The 15,342-nt window shown below is 62.8% G+C and carries 12 protein-coding genes; 4 read left to right on the forward strand and 8 right to left on the reverse strand.

Going from position 1 to position 15,342, the window contains the following annotated elements; all coding sequences use genetic code 11:
• Window positions 1-32: 32 nt before the first annotated feature.
• Genes K8B33_RS13655 through K8B33_RS13680 form a run of 6 tightly spaced genes read right to left on the reverse strand, consistent with a single transcriptional unit; the run spans window position 33 to window position 6,085 of the window.
• Window positions 33-1,166, reverse strand: a complete 1,134-nt coding sequence (locus K8B33_RS13655; RefSeq protein WP_223427467.1) for a DUF3570 domain-containing protein — start codon at window positions 1,164-1,166, stop codon at window positions 33-35.
• Complete coding sequence (locus tag K8B33_RS13660; protein WP_223427468.1) at window positions 1,157-1,396, reverse strand: DUF4266 domain-containing protein; 240 nt, start codon at window positions 1,394-1,396, stop codon at window positions 1,157-1,159. Before K8B33_RS13660 ends, K8B33_RS13655 begins: the two co-directional genes overlap by 10 nt.
• Window positions 1,396-1,899 (reverse strand): TlpA disulfide reductase family protein, encoded by a 504-nt coding sequence (locus K8B33_RS13665; protein ID WP_223427469.1) that lies wholly within the window; start codon window positions 1,897-1,899, stop codon window positions 1,396-1,398. The genes K8B33_RS13660 and K8B33_RS13665 overlap by 1 nt, the downstream gene beginning before the upstream one ends.
• A gap of 50 nt (window positions 1,900-1,949) precedes the next feature.
• Window positions 1,950-2,642: an outer membrane beta-barrel domain-containing protein gene (locus tag K8B33_RS13670; RefSeq protein ID WP_223427471.1), complete on the reverse strand. Its 693-nt coding sequence runs from the start codon at window positions 2,640-2,642 to the stop codon at window positions 1,950-1,952.
• Window positions 2,612-3,373, reverse strand: coding sequence for an SH3 domain-containing protein (locus tag K8B33_RS13675; protein ID WP_223427473.1), 762 nt, complete (start codon window positions 3,371-3,373; stop codon window positions 2,612-2,614). Before K8B33_RS13675 ends, K8B33_RS13670 begins: the two co-directional genes overlap by 31 nt.
• A gap of 24 nt (window positions 3,374-3,397) precedes the next feature.
• Window positions 3,398-6,085, reverse strand: coding sequence for an HzsA-related protein (locus tag K8B33_RS13680; RefSeq protein WP_223427475.1), 2,688 nt, complete (start codon window positions 6,083-6,085; stop codon window positions 3,398-3,400).
• A gap of 254 nt (window positions 6,086-6,339) precedes the next feature.
• On the opposite strand from K8B33_RS13680, the gene K8B33_RS13685 reads away from it, so the two are divergent.
• The 4 genes from K8B33_RS13685 to K8B33_RS13700 are packed head-to-tail and all read left to right on the forward strand — an operon-like array spanning window position 6,340 to window position 12,789.
• Window positions 6,340-7,605 carry a hypothetical protein gene (locus K8B33_RS13685; protein WP_223427478.1) on the forward strand — a complete coding sequence of 422 codons (1,266 nt, stop codon included), beginning with the start codon at window positions 6,340-6,342 and terminating at the stop codon, window positions 7,603-7,605.
• Window positions 7,606-7,607: 2 nt separating this feature from the next.
• Window positions 7,608-10,172, forward strand: a complete 2,565-nt coding sequence (locus K8B33_RS13690) for a LamG domain-containing protein (RefSeq protein WP_223427481.1) — start codon at window positions 7,608-7,610, stop codon at window positions 10,170-10,172.
• A gap of 11 nt (window positions 10,173-10,183) precedes the next feature.
• Entirely contained in the window at window positions 10,184-11,743 is a 1,560-nt protein-coding gene (locus K8B33_RS13695; RefSeq protein ID WP_223427483.1) for a general secretion pathway protein GspF, read from the forward strand.
• An 11-nt stretch (window positions 11,744-11,754) separates the two neighbouring features.
• Window positions 11,755-12,789 (forward strand): FAD:protein FMN transferase, encoded by a 1,035-nt coding sequence (locus K8B33_RS13700; RefSeq protein ID WP_223428016.1) that lies wholly within the window; start codon window positions 11,755-11,757, stop codon window positions 12,787-12,789.
• A gap of 32 nt (window positions 12,790-12,821) precedes the next feature.
• On the opposite strand, the gene K8B33_RS13705 is transcribed toward K8B33_RS13700, so the two are convergent.
• Together K8B33_RS13705 and K8B33_RS13710 are read right to left on the reverse strand one after the other, a co-directional pair.
• Window positions 12,822-14,714: a tetratricopeptide repeat protein gene (locus K8B33_RS13705; RefSeq protein WP_223427484.1), complete on the reverse strand. Its 1,893-nt coding sequence runs from the start codon at window positions 14,712-14,714 to the stop codon at window positions 12,822-12,824.
• A 2-nt stretch (window positions 14,715-14,716) separates the two neighbouring features.
• Entirely contained in the window at window positions 14,717-15,262 is a 546-nt protein-coding gene (locus K8B33_RS13710; RefSeq protein WP_223427485.1) for a hypothetical protein, read from the reverse strand.
• Between the last annotated feature and the right edge of the window lie 80 nt (window positions 15,263-15,342).

The following is a 15,342-nucleotide window of genomic DNA, read 5'->3' on the forward strand; positions in this document are numbered from 1 at the left end:
ACCCTGCACGTGCAAGTACGTGCCGTCACGGATCAGTACCAGAGCGTGAATACGAGCGTGGTGACCCACGCATCGAAACTGTAGAGCGGCTCTTCTCCCGGCGTCGCGCTGACACGCAGATCACGGAAATCGCGGTAGTCATAACGGTACAGATCAACGCCCAGGCGGGCGCCATAGCGATCAACCCAGGGCATGCCGGGCCAGCGCCGTTGGAATCCGGCGGTGGCACCGAATGACACGGCGCGAAACGTGCTCATTTCCTTGTCCCGGGCCAGAAAATTCTGTGCATCCTGAAACGGAAACAGGTCGCTGTAGAAATCCGCCGCGTTCTGCCGATAATGCCGCGTGCGCAGCTCCAGCACCCACTCTTCGCTGAGCGGCTGCACCAGAGTCAGGGACCAGTCCCGGGCATCAATGCCCCAGGAATCCTCGAACCAGCGAAATTCGCCATGCAATGCCGCTCGCCAGGGCAGATAGTAGCTGCCGCGCAAAGCCGTCGCTTCGCTGGTGCGGGTCCGTGGATACACTTCCGGTTGATAGGCAAAACTGCCGCCGTTCAGGTAACGGACCGAACGATAGGGATTATTCAGATAGCCCCGATCCGTGATCAACTCATGATTGATGCCCACAATCAGATTGCGGGTCAGCACCTGGCTGACGCCCACCTGGTAGCTGCGGCGAATCAGGTCTTCACTGAAATCCGGGTCATCACGACGCCGGACTTCGTCTGCACCATGGGAATAGCCCAGCGAAAGCGTGGTCATGTCGCCGAAGAAATCCTGACTGACACCCACAAAAGCCGTGCGCCCGATGTAATCGCGCTCATCACTGGCTGTAACGCCTACCGAATACAATGTCTTGTCGGAAAGGTAATCCAGGCCGATGCCTTTTTCGATGCGTTCTTCGGTGTAGGGGCTGGCCGTGGTGACCACATCAACCGACGCGGCGCTGACCTTGTCGACATAGTAATTGGCGTTCACCGACACCTTGTCAGCAAAGCTCTTGCGCACCAGTACCGAGGGCCCCTTGATGTCCATGCCGCCGCCATCATAGCGATGGTAGAGCACATCCATACGGTCTTCCGGCAGCACAGCAGCATGCAGCGCTGGCGCGCACAGCAGCAAGAGCAACGGCCACAATATGCTGCGCCGACAGATCAGTTGCATCCGCAGCCCCCGCCCGCACTGCCCTCGGCGCCCCGGGAGCGCTCCCGCGACTGGTGCACATGCTTGAGATACGCCGCAGCCGCCGGATCACGATCCTTGCTCATGATGGGATCGGCCAGGCGCGCGCGTTCATACGGCTGCACCCAGGGCGCCGGCGGTGTCAGTGAGCAAGCGCTCAACCACAGCAGCACTGCCAGCAGCGCGCCGACGCGGCAGATGTCAGCCAACATCACTCAAGCACCAGCGCGCGCAGGCGCTCGGCGTATATTTTTTCTTCGCCGGCGCGGTAACCACGATGCAGATAGCGCACCATGCCATCACGATCAATCAGCACCGTGGTCGGCATGGCATCCACTTGCCAGGCCTTGCTGACGCTGCTTTGTGGATCAAGCAGGATCGGGAAGGTGACAGGAATGCGCGCCAGCAAGCGCTCGGCATCGGCGGTGTTCTCGTCGACGTTGATCCCCAGCAATTCGAACCCGTAGTCCTGATATTCCTGATACAGATCCTCGAGCAGCGGCATTTCGATACGACAAGGTCCACACCAGGATGCCCAGAAGTTGACCATCACGATCTGGCCCTGAAGCTCGCTGAGCTTGATGTTCTCCCCGGTGCGGCTCTTGAGTGTAAAGTCCGGCGCCGGCACGGGTTCAGCCACGGCACTGCCGGCCCATAACAGCACGGCCAGCAGCACTGTCGTCCGCCCTTTGCGATACTGATTCACTTTCAACATGCTTTCCCCCTGTGAGAATCTCTCAACTTTCGTGCTTCAGAAACAGCGGCTCAGAAATAGCCCCCCAACCCCAGCGTCCAGGCCAGATTCTGCGTCGTCTTGTTGCGACCGGTCACATCCAGATCAAACACATGATTCCGGGTTTCCAGCCGTACGGTCAGCCCTTTCGCCAGTATGACCCGGTATCCCGCACCGATGCTGACGGTAAAATTATCGTCGCCCGCGAAGCGAGTCGAGCCAGCGCCGCCGAGCAGATAAAAGCTGGTGTTGTAGGCGCGGTTGCCACCGACAAACGCCTCGCCCGGCAGCAGGTTATAACCCACTGACATGTCATAGTAGCGAAAGTCCCGCTCGCTACCACGCAACAACTCAACACCAGGGTTAAGCGTTTCAAAGCTGGTGTCTCCGGCACGGGCCTGAGCAACAGCCGCCTCAAAAAACACATCTTCCGACACGTGATACGCGACACGCGCGCCATAAATCGCGCTGCTGCCGAAGTCCTCGATACTGATGACGCCAGCAAATGCACCGACCTCGATATTCGAGCCCTTTATCTGCGATTCACTGATGCGCCGCCGCTCGACCTGCGGTGTCAGGATCGTCGCCGCAGCACCTTCGCGGGCACTACCTTCCCGGGCGCTGGTGTCACCACGCGCATCAGCAAACGCGACGGCTGGCGACAGAGAAGCCACCACGCACAGGAGCGCGGCGCTTAAAAAAGTACGCTGAATCCGGTTCGCCATTGTTCCAGCTCTTCGTTGTCGTCTTTGTCAGTGAGAAAAACATAATGACGGTATTCTGCCCGCCAGATAAAACTGCGTGTCAGGTAAGCGCGGACCCCCGCGCCCGCCTGCACCGAACGCTCATTGCGCACATCCGCATTCACCAGCACAGTGCGTGGTGTGACCTTGACGCGCCCGGTGCCCACCAGCACATAGGGTGACACGCGGCGGCGTGGTGCCAGCAAGGCGGACAACGACACATCCAGCAAGCGTCGGCTGGCAAAATCACTGTTGGCTTGCGTCCAGGCCAGCTCCAGTCGCATACGGTCGGTAAAGGCCCAACCGCCCTGCACCGTCAGCGAGGTCGTGCCGGCCAGCTCGCCCACACCCACGCCGAACTCACCATGCGGCCGAAAATAATCGCTCAGGCTGCGCTCCTGCAGCGCCAGATACTCGCCAGTGCCATCCAGTGTGCGGCCCAGTTGGGCGCGACTGACCCAGCCCTGGTGCCCCCGGGGCGCCCGGACCTCGACCCACTGTGTACGGCGCTGGATCAGGGTGACCGGCTGCCCCTGCTCTACCACATGAAATACCGGATAGCCGCGCCCGGGGCCCGTGCGCAGTTCGATAAACGGATCGGCTACCGTGACCACCAGCTCATCGGCGCCCGCCGTCTGCCCCAGACTGGCCAGCAGCAGGGCGCACAGGAGGCCCAGTATGCCGACGCGACGGCGGCGAACATCTCCCCTCATTCAGGCGCTCTCATTGCAATGCTCTCATTGCGGCACCTCGAACGGATTGTTGTAGTACTGACCGCCGATATCCAACCACTCGGCCACCAGGCGCAGCTCAGCCGCCGTGAGCCAGCCCGCGTGGCTGCCATCATTTGCGAACAGGGAAAAGAAGCGCTCACTGGCCCGGGCGTTACCCGCCGTCATGCGCTGGCCGAGTTGCACCGGCACCAGCACCGGAATGGGCTCGCCAAATTCATCCAGAATCAGTTCGCCTTCCTCGTCCACCTGATAAACCGGCTCGCCGTTCTGGATGAGCGGCACCCGTTCTTCCACCAGCGCCCCGTCTTCCAGTACCAGCGCGGTATCCGGGAACAGCAGTTCCCGATAGCTGGTCAGGTGCAGGGGCTGCTGCCCGGACGCTTCACCGGTCAGCTCAAGCTGCGCGGGCGCCACTTGCAACTGGTTCATGTCATCGCGGCGGGTGTGGCAACTCACGCAGGTAACCTCCACGATGTCGCCGTTCTCCTCCACATCCCGAGGAAGGTCCCACAGTGGCTGTATGTGCGTCTCGTAATGAATCACGCTGCGGCACAGGGTATTCCAGGCGTCCAGACATTCCGGGGTCACCGGCAGCGGCGTCTCCAGCATGTCGTAACGCAACGCCAGCGGCGCATCGGGCGCGCGTACAGCCGGGTCGGTCCAGATGTCCTCGTAAGACATATCCGCCTGCAAGGATTGATCAGCGGGGTGCAGCCGCGCGCGCACCTGGGCCATGGTTTCACCGAAATCGGCAAACAACTCGGCGCGCGTATTGGGGAACGGCACGCCCGTGTCCGGCGCGCCTGCATTGAGCGGCAAGCCCAGCGCCTCGTAGCGCCCGTGGGGCACGCCAGCGCCGGGTGCATGGCAGCCATTGCATTGCAGGGTTTCCCCCGGGCGCACCGTCAACCAGTTGCCATGGCGATTACCCAGCGCGCGCCCTGCCGCGTCTACCAATTGAATTTCCAGCGGCACATTGGCTGGCACCACCGCACGCACCGAGCCATCCGGTTCGACCGGGATGTAACCGGCAATTTCGCGCATGCCGAACGCTGCGTTGCGGCCGAAGGCCGTGCCGGGGACATCCAGCAGATCATCATCGGGAATCAGCACCGCCTTGCTGACGCGCAGAAAACGCACCGCCCTCTCTGGCGCGCTCACCTGGGCCGGATCACGATAGGCGGCCAGGGTCTGCACGCCCACCGGCAAAGGCCCGAACACCTGGAAGTTGCCATCAAGATCGAACACTGAGCGGATATCCAGCACGCCAGCGCCGTCCTCGAAAAGCCCCTGATCCAGCCCGGCGCCGGGTTGCAGGTCCGGCAACAGCAGGGCGTCCTGCCGTGGCGACATCACCGCAACGCTGGTGATCATGCGGCCCACGCGCGGCAACACCACCGGGCGCTCCGTGCCGGCCATCTGGTCGAAGATCCACAGCCCGTATGCGGGCTCGGCTTCCGTCACATCGTCCTGATCCAGCACGTCATCCGTGCACGGGCGCAACACCTCATTCAGCAACGCCCGACAGGGCGACCAGGCCGCCAGATAACGTTGTGTGCCATCGGATAACGGCACCATGGCGGCGACACGGCCGCCCCGCGATATCTCGGCGTCCGACATTGCCAGCGGCATATCCAGCAAAGGCTGCTCGGCGCCCTCTGCGGCAACGCCACCGCTGAGCATCTGCGTGCGCCGTTGATAATCCCGGATCTGCACACGGCGCGGAATGCCCGACCAGCTGCGGCTTACCCGGGGACGCGCCAGCACCATCAGCGCGCCATCCGGTAACCACTGGGCGTCGGAGTATTCCTGATTCAGCGCAGGTGGCGCCGGGTTCTGGCGATCCTTGCCGTACAGCAAACCGGTTGCCGTGCCATCGGGGTTCAGGGCATACAAATCAAAGCTGTTACGGTTCTGTTTATTGTCCCAGCGCAACATGGCCAGCCGGCCATCACCGAGCACCAGCGGCGCCATGTCGTGACCGGGATTGAAACTGATCTGGCGAATATCCGTGCCGTCGTCTGCCATGACATGCAGCGACAGCGCGTGGGTCTGCCGGGTTTCTTCCAGATGGGCAAACTGGGGCTTGCCTTCATCCAGCAACCGGGCACGCGCCTGGCGCTGCCGCGTGGAGGCAAACACGATGCGCCCATCCGGCAGGTAGCGGGGAAACAGATCCTGGCCTTCCTCCGCGATCAGGTCGTTGCCGATCACACGCCGCAGCAGCGCTGTGTCCAGATTATATTCCCAGATATTCCAGGTCGGCTGTTCGTCATCGTCGGCGCCGTCGATCTCCGGTGCGCGCAGCGCAAACAGCAAGCGGCGGCCATCAAAGCTGACACTCAGGTCACGCACATCAATGGCGCCGTCGAACAGGTCGGCGGTAAGAGAGATTTCACGGGCATTCGGTGAGGCGAGTTCACGCAGGTACAACGCAGCGCCGGGGAAGAAGGCCGCCGGTTCGCGCAGATCCCGCTGCTCCGGCATGCCATCGTCGTCCCGGGGCAGGCTGCGCGCCACGTAGGCCACAGGCCGATCCAGCAACACCGCATCTGCCCGGGCATCATCGTCGCCACCCAGATCGCAGCCTGCCAGGATGGCCAGGAGCCCGACCAGCATTGTCGCCGTCAGCCGCAGGTGTCGGCCCCGCGATGTCTGAATGCTGCGGCCTGTATCGCTTTGTATTTTCACGGCTTGACGCCTTCCCCCACCCATTGAAACTGCCCGGGCTACTGTTTTGTTTATTACGTGTGTCGGCCCGCCCCCCGGCGTGACAACCAGTATCACCAACTTTTCCTCCCGATTCTGGGCGGTCGTTCACTATCCGTGGGTGCAGTGGTCGCCTAAATCGCCCGAACAAGGTAGTTATAGTAGAAACTTCAAAAAAAGAACGGCCACACCGGCACTGTATTAACACAGTACAACCTCGTCGGGGGGATGAGGGAATGGAAAGATACCGCACCCGGGCGGCTTGCGAGCCGTCCCGCCTGGCGCCACCGATGGCGCTGACCATGGCATTGATGATGCTCCTGGCAGCCCTGCTGGCGCCGTCGCCAGCCCAGGCCAATGCCCGGGATCAGGCGCAACGCATCCACAACCGCCTCACCGGCACTCCGCCGGATGCCGCCTTGCTGGATACCATGGCAACCCTGGTGGAAGCCGGTCAGATGCGCGAAGCCGCACTGCTGGCCACTGAGCAAGATGCCTTCTATAACGTCGTGCTGAAGAATTTCGCCACGCCCTGGACCAATCGCGAGGGTGACATCTTCGCGCCGTTGAACGACTACACCGCCACCGTAATCGGGCTGGTCATCGATGATGCGGATTTTCGCCAGGTGCTCACCGACGATGTCGTCTATGTGGGTGACCCCGGCGAGCTGAGCGCGCTGGGCTTCCATGATATTCCCGCTGTCAGCGCCAGCAACAATCAGCATTACGCCGCGCTGGAACGGGACAATGTGCCGCTGCAGCAGGTGCTGATTTCCCGCAGCCAATCGTCCCTGTATGACCTGCCCTCCGAGGCGACCGCTGGCGTCATGACCAGCCGGGCCGCCGCCAACGCCTTTTTCTATGCCGGCACCAACCGGGCCATGCTGCGTTTTACCCTGATGAATCACCTGTGCCACGACCTGGAACAGCTCAAGGATGGCACCCGCCCGGCGGATCGCATTCGTCAGGACATTACCCGCAGCCCGGGGGGCGACAGCCGCATTTTCATCAACAACTGCGTCACCTGCCACGCAGGCATGGACCCGCTGGCCCAGGCCTTTGCCTATTACCAGTGGGACGGCGCCGAGAACGCGCCCACGGGGCAGATCCGTTACAACCGCGAGGGCCAGAATGATCCCGTCACCGGCACACGGGTGCAGCCCAAGTATCTGATCAACGCCAATAACTTCATCCACGGTTTCGTGACCGAGGACGACAGCTGGGACAACTACTGGCGCGAAGGCCAGAACGCCGTGCTGGGCTGGGATGGCAGCCTGCCGGGCAGCGGCGCCGGGGCCAAAAGCCTGGGCATGGAGCTGGCCAACAGCGAGGCCTTTGCCACCTGCCAGGCGGAGAAAACCTTTCGCGCCGTGTGCCTGCGTCGCCCGGCCTCCAGCGAAGACATCAGCCAGGTTGCCAGCATGACGGGCAACTTCCGCAACAACGGCCACCAGCTGCGCGACCTGTTTGTCGACGCCGCCGTTTACTGCAGGGGGGACTGATGATGAGACTGAACAGAGATTCCATCATGACTGCTGGCGCACAGGTCAGAGCGCTTGTCCAAACCCGCTCCCGCCTGCTGCTGCTATTGCCTGCCCTGGCGCTGGCCAGCGCCTGCGGCGGCACCAGCTCCGGCGCGCCTGTCACCAGTAACCCGCCGCCGGGGGATGGTGGCACGCCCAACTACACCGGCCCGGTGGCGCGCACCGCCGACGTAGCCGCCTTCAAACTGAACGTCTGGGATAATCTGGTGCGTGCCGACCGCTGTGGCGCCTGCCACGGCACCGGCGGCCAGGCGCCTGCGTTTGTGCGCAACGACGACATCAATCTCGCCTATAACACGGCGAATACTGTGGTGAACCTGCGCCAACCGGACACCTCGCAAATGGTCAGCAAGCTGCTCAGCGGTCACCACTGCTGGGAGGGCAGCGGTGCAGCGGCAGATCAGGCCTGTGCCGACCAGCTCACCGTGTGGATCAGCAACTGGGCCGGCCAGAGCCTCGACGGCGGCGCTCAGGGCGTGGAATTTGTCGCGCCACCGATTCGTGATGCCGGGGGCAGCCGCGCCCTGCCGGCCTCACCGGCCCTGTTTGAGGCGCATGTGTGGCCGCTGCTGCGCAGCCACTGCGCCGCGTGCCACGCGCCCAATGCCGCCGGCACACCGATTTCGCCGTTTTTCGCCAGCGCGGATCTGGATGCCGCTTATGCGGCGAGCCGCACCGCCATCAATCTGGATACGCCTGTCAGTTCGCGCCTGGTGGTGCGTCTGGTCGGTGATGCACACAACTGCTGGAGCGACTGCAGCAGTGACGGCGAGACGTTGCGCGCGGCCATTCAGGCCATGGCTGACGAGATTGATGTGGCGGCACCGGATGACGCGCTGGTGCTGAGCAAGGCATTGCGCATCGAAGACGGCGTGCTCGCCGCCAGCGGTGGTCGCCACGACAGCAACATCATCGCCCGCTATGAATTCCGCAGCGGCATGGGCAATACCGCCTTCGATACCAGCGGCGTCGAACCGGCGCTGAATCTCGCGCTCAGTGGTGATGTGGAATGGGTCGGCGGCTGGGGCATCCGTATCAACGATGGCAAGGCACAGGGCGCCACCGCCACCAGCGCCAAGTTGCAGCAGCTGATCACCAGCAGTGGAGAATTCACCTTCGAGGCCTGGGTGATCGCGGCCACGCCGGCACAACAGAACGCGCACATCCTCAGCTACTCCGCCGGCGGCGACAGCCGCAACGCCACGCTCAGCCAACAGCAGGACAGTTATGCCTTCGCGCTGCGCCACAACAACACCAGCGGCAACGGCGAGCCACTGCTGGACTCGCCGCCGGAAACGCTGCAGGCCAGCCTGCAACATGTGGTGCTGACCTACGATGCGGTGAATGGCCGCCGCATCTACGTCAATGGCGTCAACAGCGGCATCGCTGATCCCGTTGCCCCCGCGCTGCTCGACAGCTGGAACGACACCCACGCGCTGGTACTGGGCAACGAAGCCTCAGGCAACCGTCTCTGGCAGGGTGTTATTCGCTTTGCCGGCATTCATAACCGGGCACTGAGTCCGGCCCAGGTGGCGGATCACTTTGCGGCCGGCGTGGGCGAGCGTTTTTATTTGCTGTTCAGCATCAGTGATCTGATCAACACGCCGGAATCCTATATCGGCCTGGAGGTCTCCCGGTTCGACAACTACGGCTATCTGTTTGCCGAACCCTTCTTCATCAATCTGGATGGCCTGTCGCCCCCCGCCACCGATCTGGCCGGCATGCGCATCGGCATCAACGGCCGCGAGGTGGCTATCGGCCAGACCTGGACCCGGCTCACCACGCAGATCGGCGGCCCGGATTACGACGGCGGCATACAGCCGCTGTCCCGGCTCGGCACCGTCATTGGCCTGGATCGCAGTCAGGAGGAGGATGAGTTCTTCCTGACCTTTGCGCAGCTGGGCAGCCACAGCAATGTCTACACCGAGCCGGTGCCGATACCGCAGCCTGCGATTCCCGCGGCACCGCAACCGCATATCGGCCTGCGCACTTTCGACGAGATCAACGCCACCATGAGCGTGCTGACCGGCGTGCCCAGCACCTATGGCGACGTGCCGGAAACCTTCAATCTGGTGCGCCAGCAACTGCCGGTCAACCACGATATTGGCGGCTTCGTGACCGCACATCAGATCGGCATTGCCCAGCTCGCCATCGAGTACTGCAATGCATTGGTGGAGGCCGAAGTCAGTGGCGATGCCGATGTGCCGGTGTTCTTCAGCAATGTGAACTACGGCATCAATGCCAACACCATCGCCGACCAGGACTGGCACGACAACGTGATCACCCCCTTGCTGTCGCGCATGCTCGGCAATGGTCTGGACAGCCAGCCGGCGCATGCTGATGTGCGTGCGCAACTGGCCGATCTGCTGCTGTCCACAGACGATATCAAACCGGTGGATGCACCGGACGGCGTGCCTGATGGTCTCGCCCGCTGTGGCGGCGCCTGCCCCGCCAACCAGACACAGGTCGCCGTCAAGGCCGCCTGCGCAACGGCACTGGGCGGTGCCACCATGCTGATCAAATAACGGAGGCGATGATGAAACTCAGAACGCCACTGCACCCTGATGCACCTCTCCACGGACTCGGCCATGGCCGCCCGTTGACACGCCGTGATTTTCTGGCGCGCGGTTTGCTGCGCGGGGCCGGGCTGGTCAGCAGCCTCGGCGTGTTCAGTCTGTTTGCCAATCCGCGCGCGGCCATGGCCGCACTGGCGCCGGACCTGGAAAACCTGAAAGCCGGTTGCGGCATTCAGGTCGCCGGCGGCGGCAAGATTCCGTTTATCTGTTTTGATCTGGCTGGTGGCGCCAGCATGGCTGGCTCCAATGTGCTGGTGGGGCGCGAAGGCGGCCAGGACGCCTACCTCTCCACCGCCGGTTATTCGGTGCAGGGTCTGCCCGGCAATATGGTGCCCAATCTTGGCGAGCAGTTCATCGACCGCTCACTGGGCCTGGCCTTTCACAGCGATTCCGGTTTCCTGGAAGGCATTCTTGAAAGAACATCGCAGGGTACTCAGGCCGCTATCAACGGCTGTGTCATCCCGGCACGTTCGGAAAACGATACCGCCAATAATCCACACAACCCGCTGTATGGCATTTTCCGTGCGGGCGCGGACGGCGAATTGCTGACACTGGCAGGCTCGCGCAATTCCGAGTCCGGCGGCAACTCCATGGCGCCGGCCAGCCTGTTCGATCCCAGCGTGCGCCCGACAAAAATTGACCGGCCCAGCGATGTCACCGGCCTGGTCAACACCGGAAAACTGGTGGGGCTGCTGAACCAGTCCGATGCCACAGCAGTGATGGAGGCTATCGCCCGCATCAGCCACAGCAAGCTCGGGCAAGTGAATACCGCCGTCACGCAGGATGCGGTACTCAAGGAGATGATGCGCTGCGGCTATATCGAAGCGGCAGACATCACCGATCGCTACGGTGATCCCACCGCGCTGAACCCGGCTATTGATCCGGATATCGTCGGCGATGGCGGCATTTTCTCAGCGGCCGAATTCAACAGCGACGGCGAATTCCGCAAGACAGCCTCCATCATGAAGCTGGTGGTGGAAGGTTATGCCGGTGCAGGCTGCATCACTATCGGCGGCTACGATTACCACACGGGTGAACGCGGCACCGGTGAAATTCGCGACCTGCGCGCCGGGCGTTGCATGGGTGCCTGCCTCGAATACGCCGCGCGCCGGAATACGCCGTTGATGCTGTATGTGTTCAGCGATGGCTCAGTCAACAGCAACGGGCGCATTGATGATTCGGTCAACGGGCGCGGCAAGGGCGAATGGACCGGCGACAGCAGCGGCACTGCGGCGTCGTTCTTTCTGGTCTACAATCCCGCAGGTCGCCCCCAGTTGCTGGGCAGCGGCGCCGCCGAGCAGGCCATGCATCAGCAGCTCGGCTGGATGCGCGCCAGCGGCTCGGTGGAAACCGCCAGTTCACCGGCGGCAAACAACGTCAACCTGTTGGTGGAAACGGTGCTTCTCAACTACATGGCACTCAATGGCGATCAGAGTCTGTTTGCCAACCGCTTCCCCAACCACAGCCTGGGCAATGCAACGATGCTCGACCGGATGACGGCCTTCCACCCGATAACGTGAGTCATAGCGTGATGTTTCTGGTATTCCTGCGGCGCCGCTTCATCCCCGGCGCCGCCCTGCTGTGCGGCATGGCGCTGTGGGCAATACCCGTGTCCGCACACAGCGACGACTGGGAAAGCCACAGCTGGCAGGTTATGGGCACGCAAGTGGACCTCGCGTTCTGGCCGGGATCACGCCCCGCAGACGCCACCGTCGCCGCCATCCGTCAGGAATTCGAACGGCTCAATGCGCGGCTTTCCCCCTGGGTGGAAAACAGCGAACTGTATCAAGCCAATGCGCACGCGGCAGAAGCGCCTGTCATTATCTCAGCGGAATTCGCCGCACTGATCGATACATCCCGGGAATACAGCCTGCTCACGGACGGCGCCTTCGATATCACCTTCGCCAGCGTCGGCCACTTGTATGATTACCGCGCTGGCATTGCACCGGATGACGCGGCCCTTGCCGCCGCCCGCGCCGGCCAGGGCATGGACAAGGTTGTGATGACGCCGCGCGCTGAAGTGAATGGTGTGGCCGAACACGGAGGCATGGCACTGTCCTTCCTGCATGAGCGCACCCGCATTGATCTTGGCGGCATCGCCAAAGGCTATGCCATCGACCGGGCAGTAACGCTACTCCGCGATCATGGCGTGGCCCATGCGTATATCAGCCTGGGGGGCGACAGCTATGTGCTGGGTGACCGGCGTGGCCGGCTGTGGCAAGTGGGCGTGCGGCATCCGCGTCAGGAGAATGCCGTGGCCATCACGCTCCCGCTGGCCGATGTGGCGGTATCCACCTCTGGCGATTACGAACGGTTTTTTCTGCGTGATGGCGAACATGTGCATCATATTCTCAGCCCGGCAAGTGGCCGCCCCGCGTCCGCGCTGGTCAGCGTTACCGTACTGGCGCCCCGCGCACTGGATGCAGATGCCCTGTCCACCAGCCTCTTTGTGATGGGTATCGAGGCCGGGCTGGCCTTGATAGAAACGCTGGAGGATGTGTCGGCCATTATCATCGACCGACACGGTGAGGTGCATTATTCACAGGATTTGTTGGCGCCTGAGTGAACCGCCATTACGTGTTGGAAGGAGCCTGTCCATCAGGGCGCGCCCGTCATATCCCGCCGCACCGCGCGCTCCTGCAAATCACCGATGGCCTCCCAGGCTGCCGCCGTCATGATTCTCAGGCGCGGCCGCGATTCAGCGATCCAGGCCAGCGCCAGCCCTTCTATCGCCGCCTGCTGCCTGGCCAGCAGATCCACCCCGCGTTGATCCAGGGCGAGAATATCGGCAGCCAGTCGATCCATGTCACGGCGGTAGCCCAACACACGCGTGCCGTCATCCCGGCTGGCGCGCAACAGGTTCTCTCGCAACGTGTCCGTCTCTGCCAGCAACGCGCTGGCCTCGTCCAGCGCTTTGCGCTGCTGCCACTGGCGCGGCACGATATCCTGCTGCAGATCCCAGGCCAGCAACCCCTCATAAAACGCCAGACGTTCCCGGGATGCCGGCCGCACTCGCTCACCCCACTTGTCGACCAGGGTGCGCGCATGCGCCAGCGCCTCCAGCAATCGCCGCTCATCCGCCCGGGCAAACACCTGCCAGTCATCAGCGGCGATCGCGGCATCCAGCCGGGCAAACAAATCCGCCAGGCGCGCCTCCAGACCGGCAGCATCCAGCGTGGCCAGCAGCGCCAGCGCCTCGGGCACCCGTTCCTGGTGCTTGCGCTGATGCGCGGCAAGCAGGCTATCCAGCGCGAGCAGCGCCTGTTGCCAACTGCTCAGCAAACGACGCTGGCGTATCAGTTCATGGTAGTTCTGCCAGGCGGCATGGAACGCATCCGACGCGAACAGCGTCTGGAAGGTCGGGAAACTGTCGGACCGATTGGGCATGAATTCAGGCAAGGGGTCCATGGCGGTGGACCATTGCGGTTCGCTCACCAGTTGCGCAAACCAGGCACCACTGTGAATCGCCTGTTCAAGTTCGTTCAGGTACTCAGACTGGCCGGTATACGCCGCGACCGCATCCCGGTAACCCTGCAAGGCAGCGGCATGATTGCCCAGCTGATCATGAAGATGCGGCAGCAACAACGCGGCTTCCTGCACCGCCTCCCGTTGCGGGCTGCGGCGCGTCAGTTGCTGCAGTGATCCCACTGCCCGCTGCGGCTGTTCCTGCGCCAGCGCCGCCCGCGCATGCAGCAGCAACGACAGATCACTGTACGGGCCCTCGAGGCGGGCAAAGCTCATGTAATAGGCGGCCTGCTCGGGCTGCCCTTGCCGCAGGTAATGCACGCCCAGCGCCAGCAGGCTCTTGTCCCGGATGGCGTTGACCTCCTCCGTGCCCGGCGGCAGTGTCGTCAGCGCGCGCAACAGCGCGGTGCCCTGCTCCCCCTGACCGGCGTTGATCCGGCTGACCGCCACGTTGTATTGGAGATAGGCGGCAAGGCGGCTGCCCTGCTCCAGGTGTGCCAATGCAGATACTGTCTCCTCGAAGCGGCCCAGTCGCATCAACACGCGAATGCGTAGCGCATGGTATTGCTCCGCCAGATCGTCCGGCACTGACGGCACACGCTGGTCCAGCAGTGTCAACGCATCATCGTAGCGCTGCTGACGGTAATGCAGCTCAGCCAGATGAATCCAGACACGCGCCGCCAGCTGCGGGTCCACCGCTTCTGCCAGCAAGGTCTCAAACAACGCCTGCGCATCATCGGGCATGCCGTAAGCCACATACAATGCCCCCAGCAGCACCCGAGCACGATCGGCCTGGGTCGGCAAGGCGCCGCTATCCAGTGCGATGTGGGTGGTGGTCATGGCCGCGAAGTAACGCTGTTGGTAGTACTCGTACAAAATCTGGCCGTAGGCCGGGTCCTCCACCGCATGGGGGCGATCCAGCCGACGGTCCGATGCGTCAACGACTGATGCGGGCATCAGTGCCAATGACAAGCTCAGACAGAGTGCCAGAGGCAGCACCCGCCGTACTGACACACGGTAGGACATTGTCATTGCCAGGCGCGGAAGGTCAGAGTGGGCTGCTGGGCTGCGGCGTCATCCTCGAGCCGCAGCTGAATGAAGTGCTGACCACTGGCCTTGTCGAAATTCAGCGTCGCAGCGCGGCGAATTTCACGACCATTGGGCCCGATACCGGTCACGAACGCCGTCAGTTCATGGGCACCGTTACGCACATTGGCGGTGTGCAACCGCTGCACGGCGCCGTTTTTCAGCGCGCGAATTTCCCGCTCTGTATACAGGTGGCTCACCAGGGTATTGCCCCCCAGCTTCAGCGTCACCGCATCAGGCGTGAAATAACGCCCGACATCCAGCGACACGAAAATGGCCACTCGGGTATCCGCCGGAAACAGCAGCTCTTCTTCCATCAGCAGCAGACGTCGGTTGATATCCAGCACGTCCCGGCGGAACTGCGCGGTGTCGTCCGCCAGATCACGCCCACCCGTACTGCTGTCAGCAAACACCGACGCGGCGAAGGGCGCCACGCTGACGACCAACGCTGCGATGAACAGTCGCTGGATCACTACTCTGATATTCACAGGATTCCCCAACCCACCCCCAAACCACCAATCTAGCACAGGCGCAGGGGGCCCAGCGGGCAATGCATCACAGAAGACCG

Source organism: Alcanivorax limicola, assembly GCF_019931215.1.
Classification (GTDB): Bacteria; Pseudomonadota; Gammaproteobacteria; order Pseudomonadales; family Alcanivoracaceae; genus Isoalcanivorax; species Isoalcanivorax limicola.

Excerpts from the sequence above, each read along its gene's own strand:
- K8B33_RS13665 (WP_223427469.1), bottom strand. The coding sequence starts at position 1,899 with ATGTTGAAAGTGAATCAGTATCGCAAAGGGCGGACGACAGTGCTGCTG.
- K8B33_RS13685 (WP_223427478.1), top strand. The coding sequence starts at position 6,340 with ATGGAAAGATACCGCACCCGGGCGGCTTGCGAGCCGTCCCGCCTGGCG.
- K8B33_RS13660 (WP_223427468.1), bottom strand. The coding sequence starts at position 1,396 with ATGTTGGCTGACATCTGCCGCGTCGGCGCGCTGCTGGCAGTGCTGCTG.
- K8B33_RS13690 (WP_223427481.1), top strand. The coding sequence starts at position 7,608 with ATGAGACTGAACAGAGATTCCATCATGACTGCTGGCGCACAGGTCAGA.
- K8B33_RS13695 (WP_223427483.1), top strand. The coding sequence starts at position 10,184 with ATGAAACTCAGAACGCCACTGCACCCTGATGCACCTCTCCACGGACTC.
- K8B33_RS13670 (WP_223427471.1), bottom strand. The coding sequence starts at position 2,642 with ATGGCGAACCGGATTCAGCGTACTTTTTTAAGCGCCGCGCTCCTGTGC.
- K8B33_RS13655 (WP_223427467.1), bottom strand. The coding sequence starts at position 1,166 with ATGCAACTGATCTGTCGGCGCAGCATATTGTGGCCGTTGCTCTTGCTG.
- K8B33_RS13700 (WP_223428016.1), top strand. The coding sequence starts at position 11,755 with ATGTTTCTGGTATTCCTGCGGCGCCGCTTCATCCCCGGCGCCGCCCTG.
- K8B33_RS13705 (WP_223427484.1), bottom strand. The coding sequence starts at position 14,714 with ATGTCCTACCGTGTGTCAGTACGGCGGGTGCTGCCTCTGGCACTCTGT.
- K8B33_RS13675 (WP_223427473.1), bottom strand. The coding sequence starts at position 3,373 with ATGAGGGGAGATGTTCGCCGCCGTCGCGTCGGCATACTGGGCCTCCTG.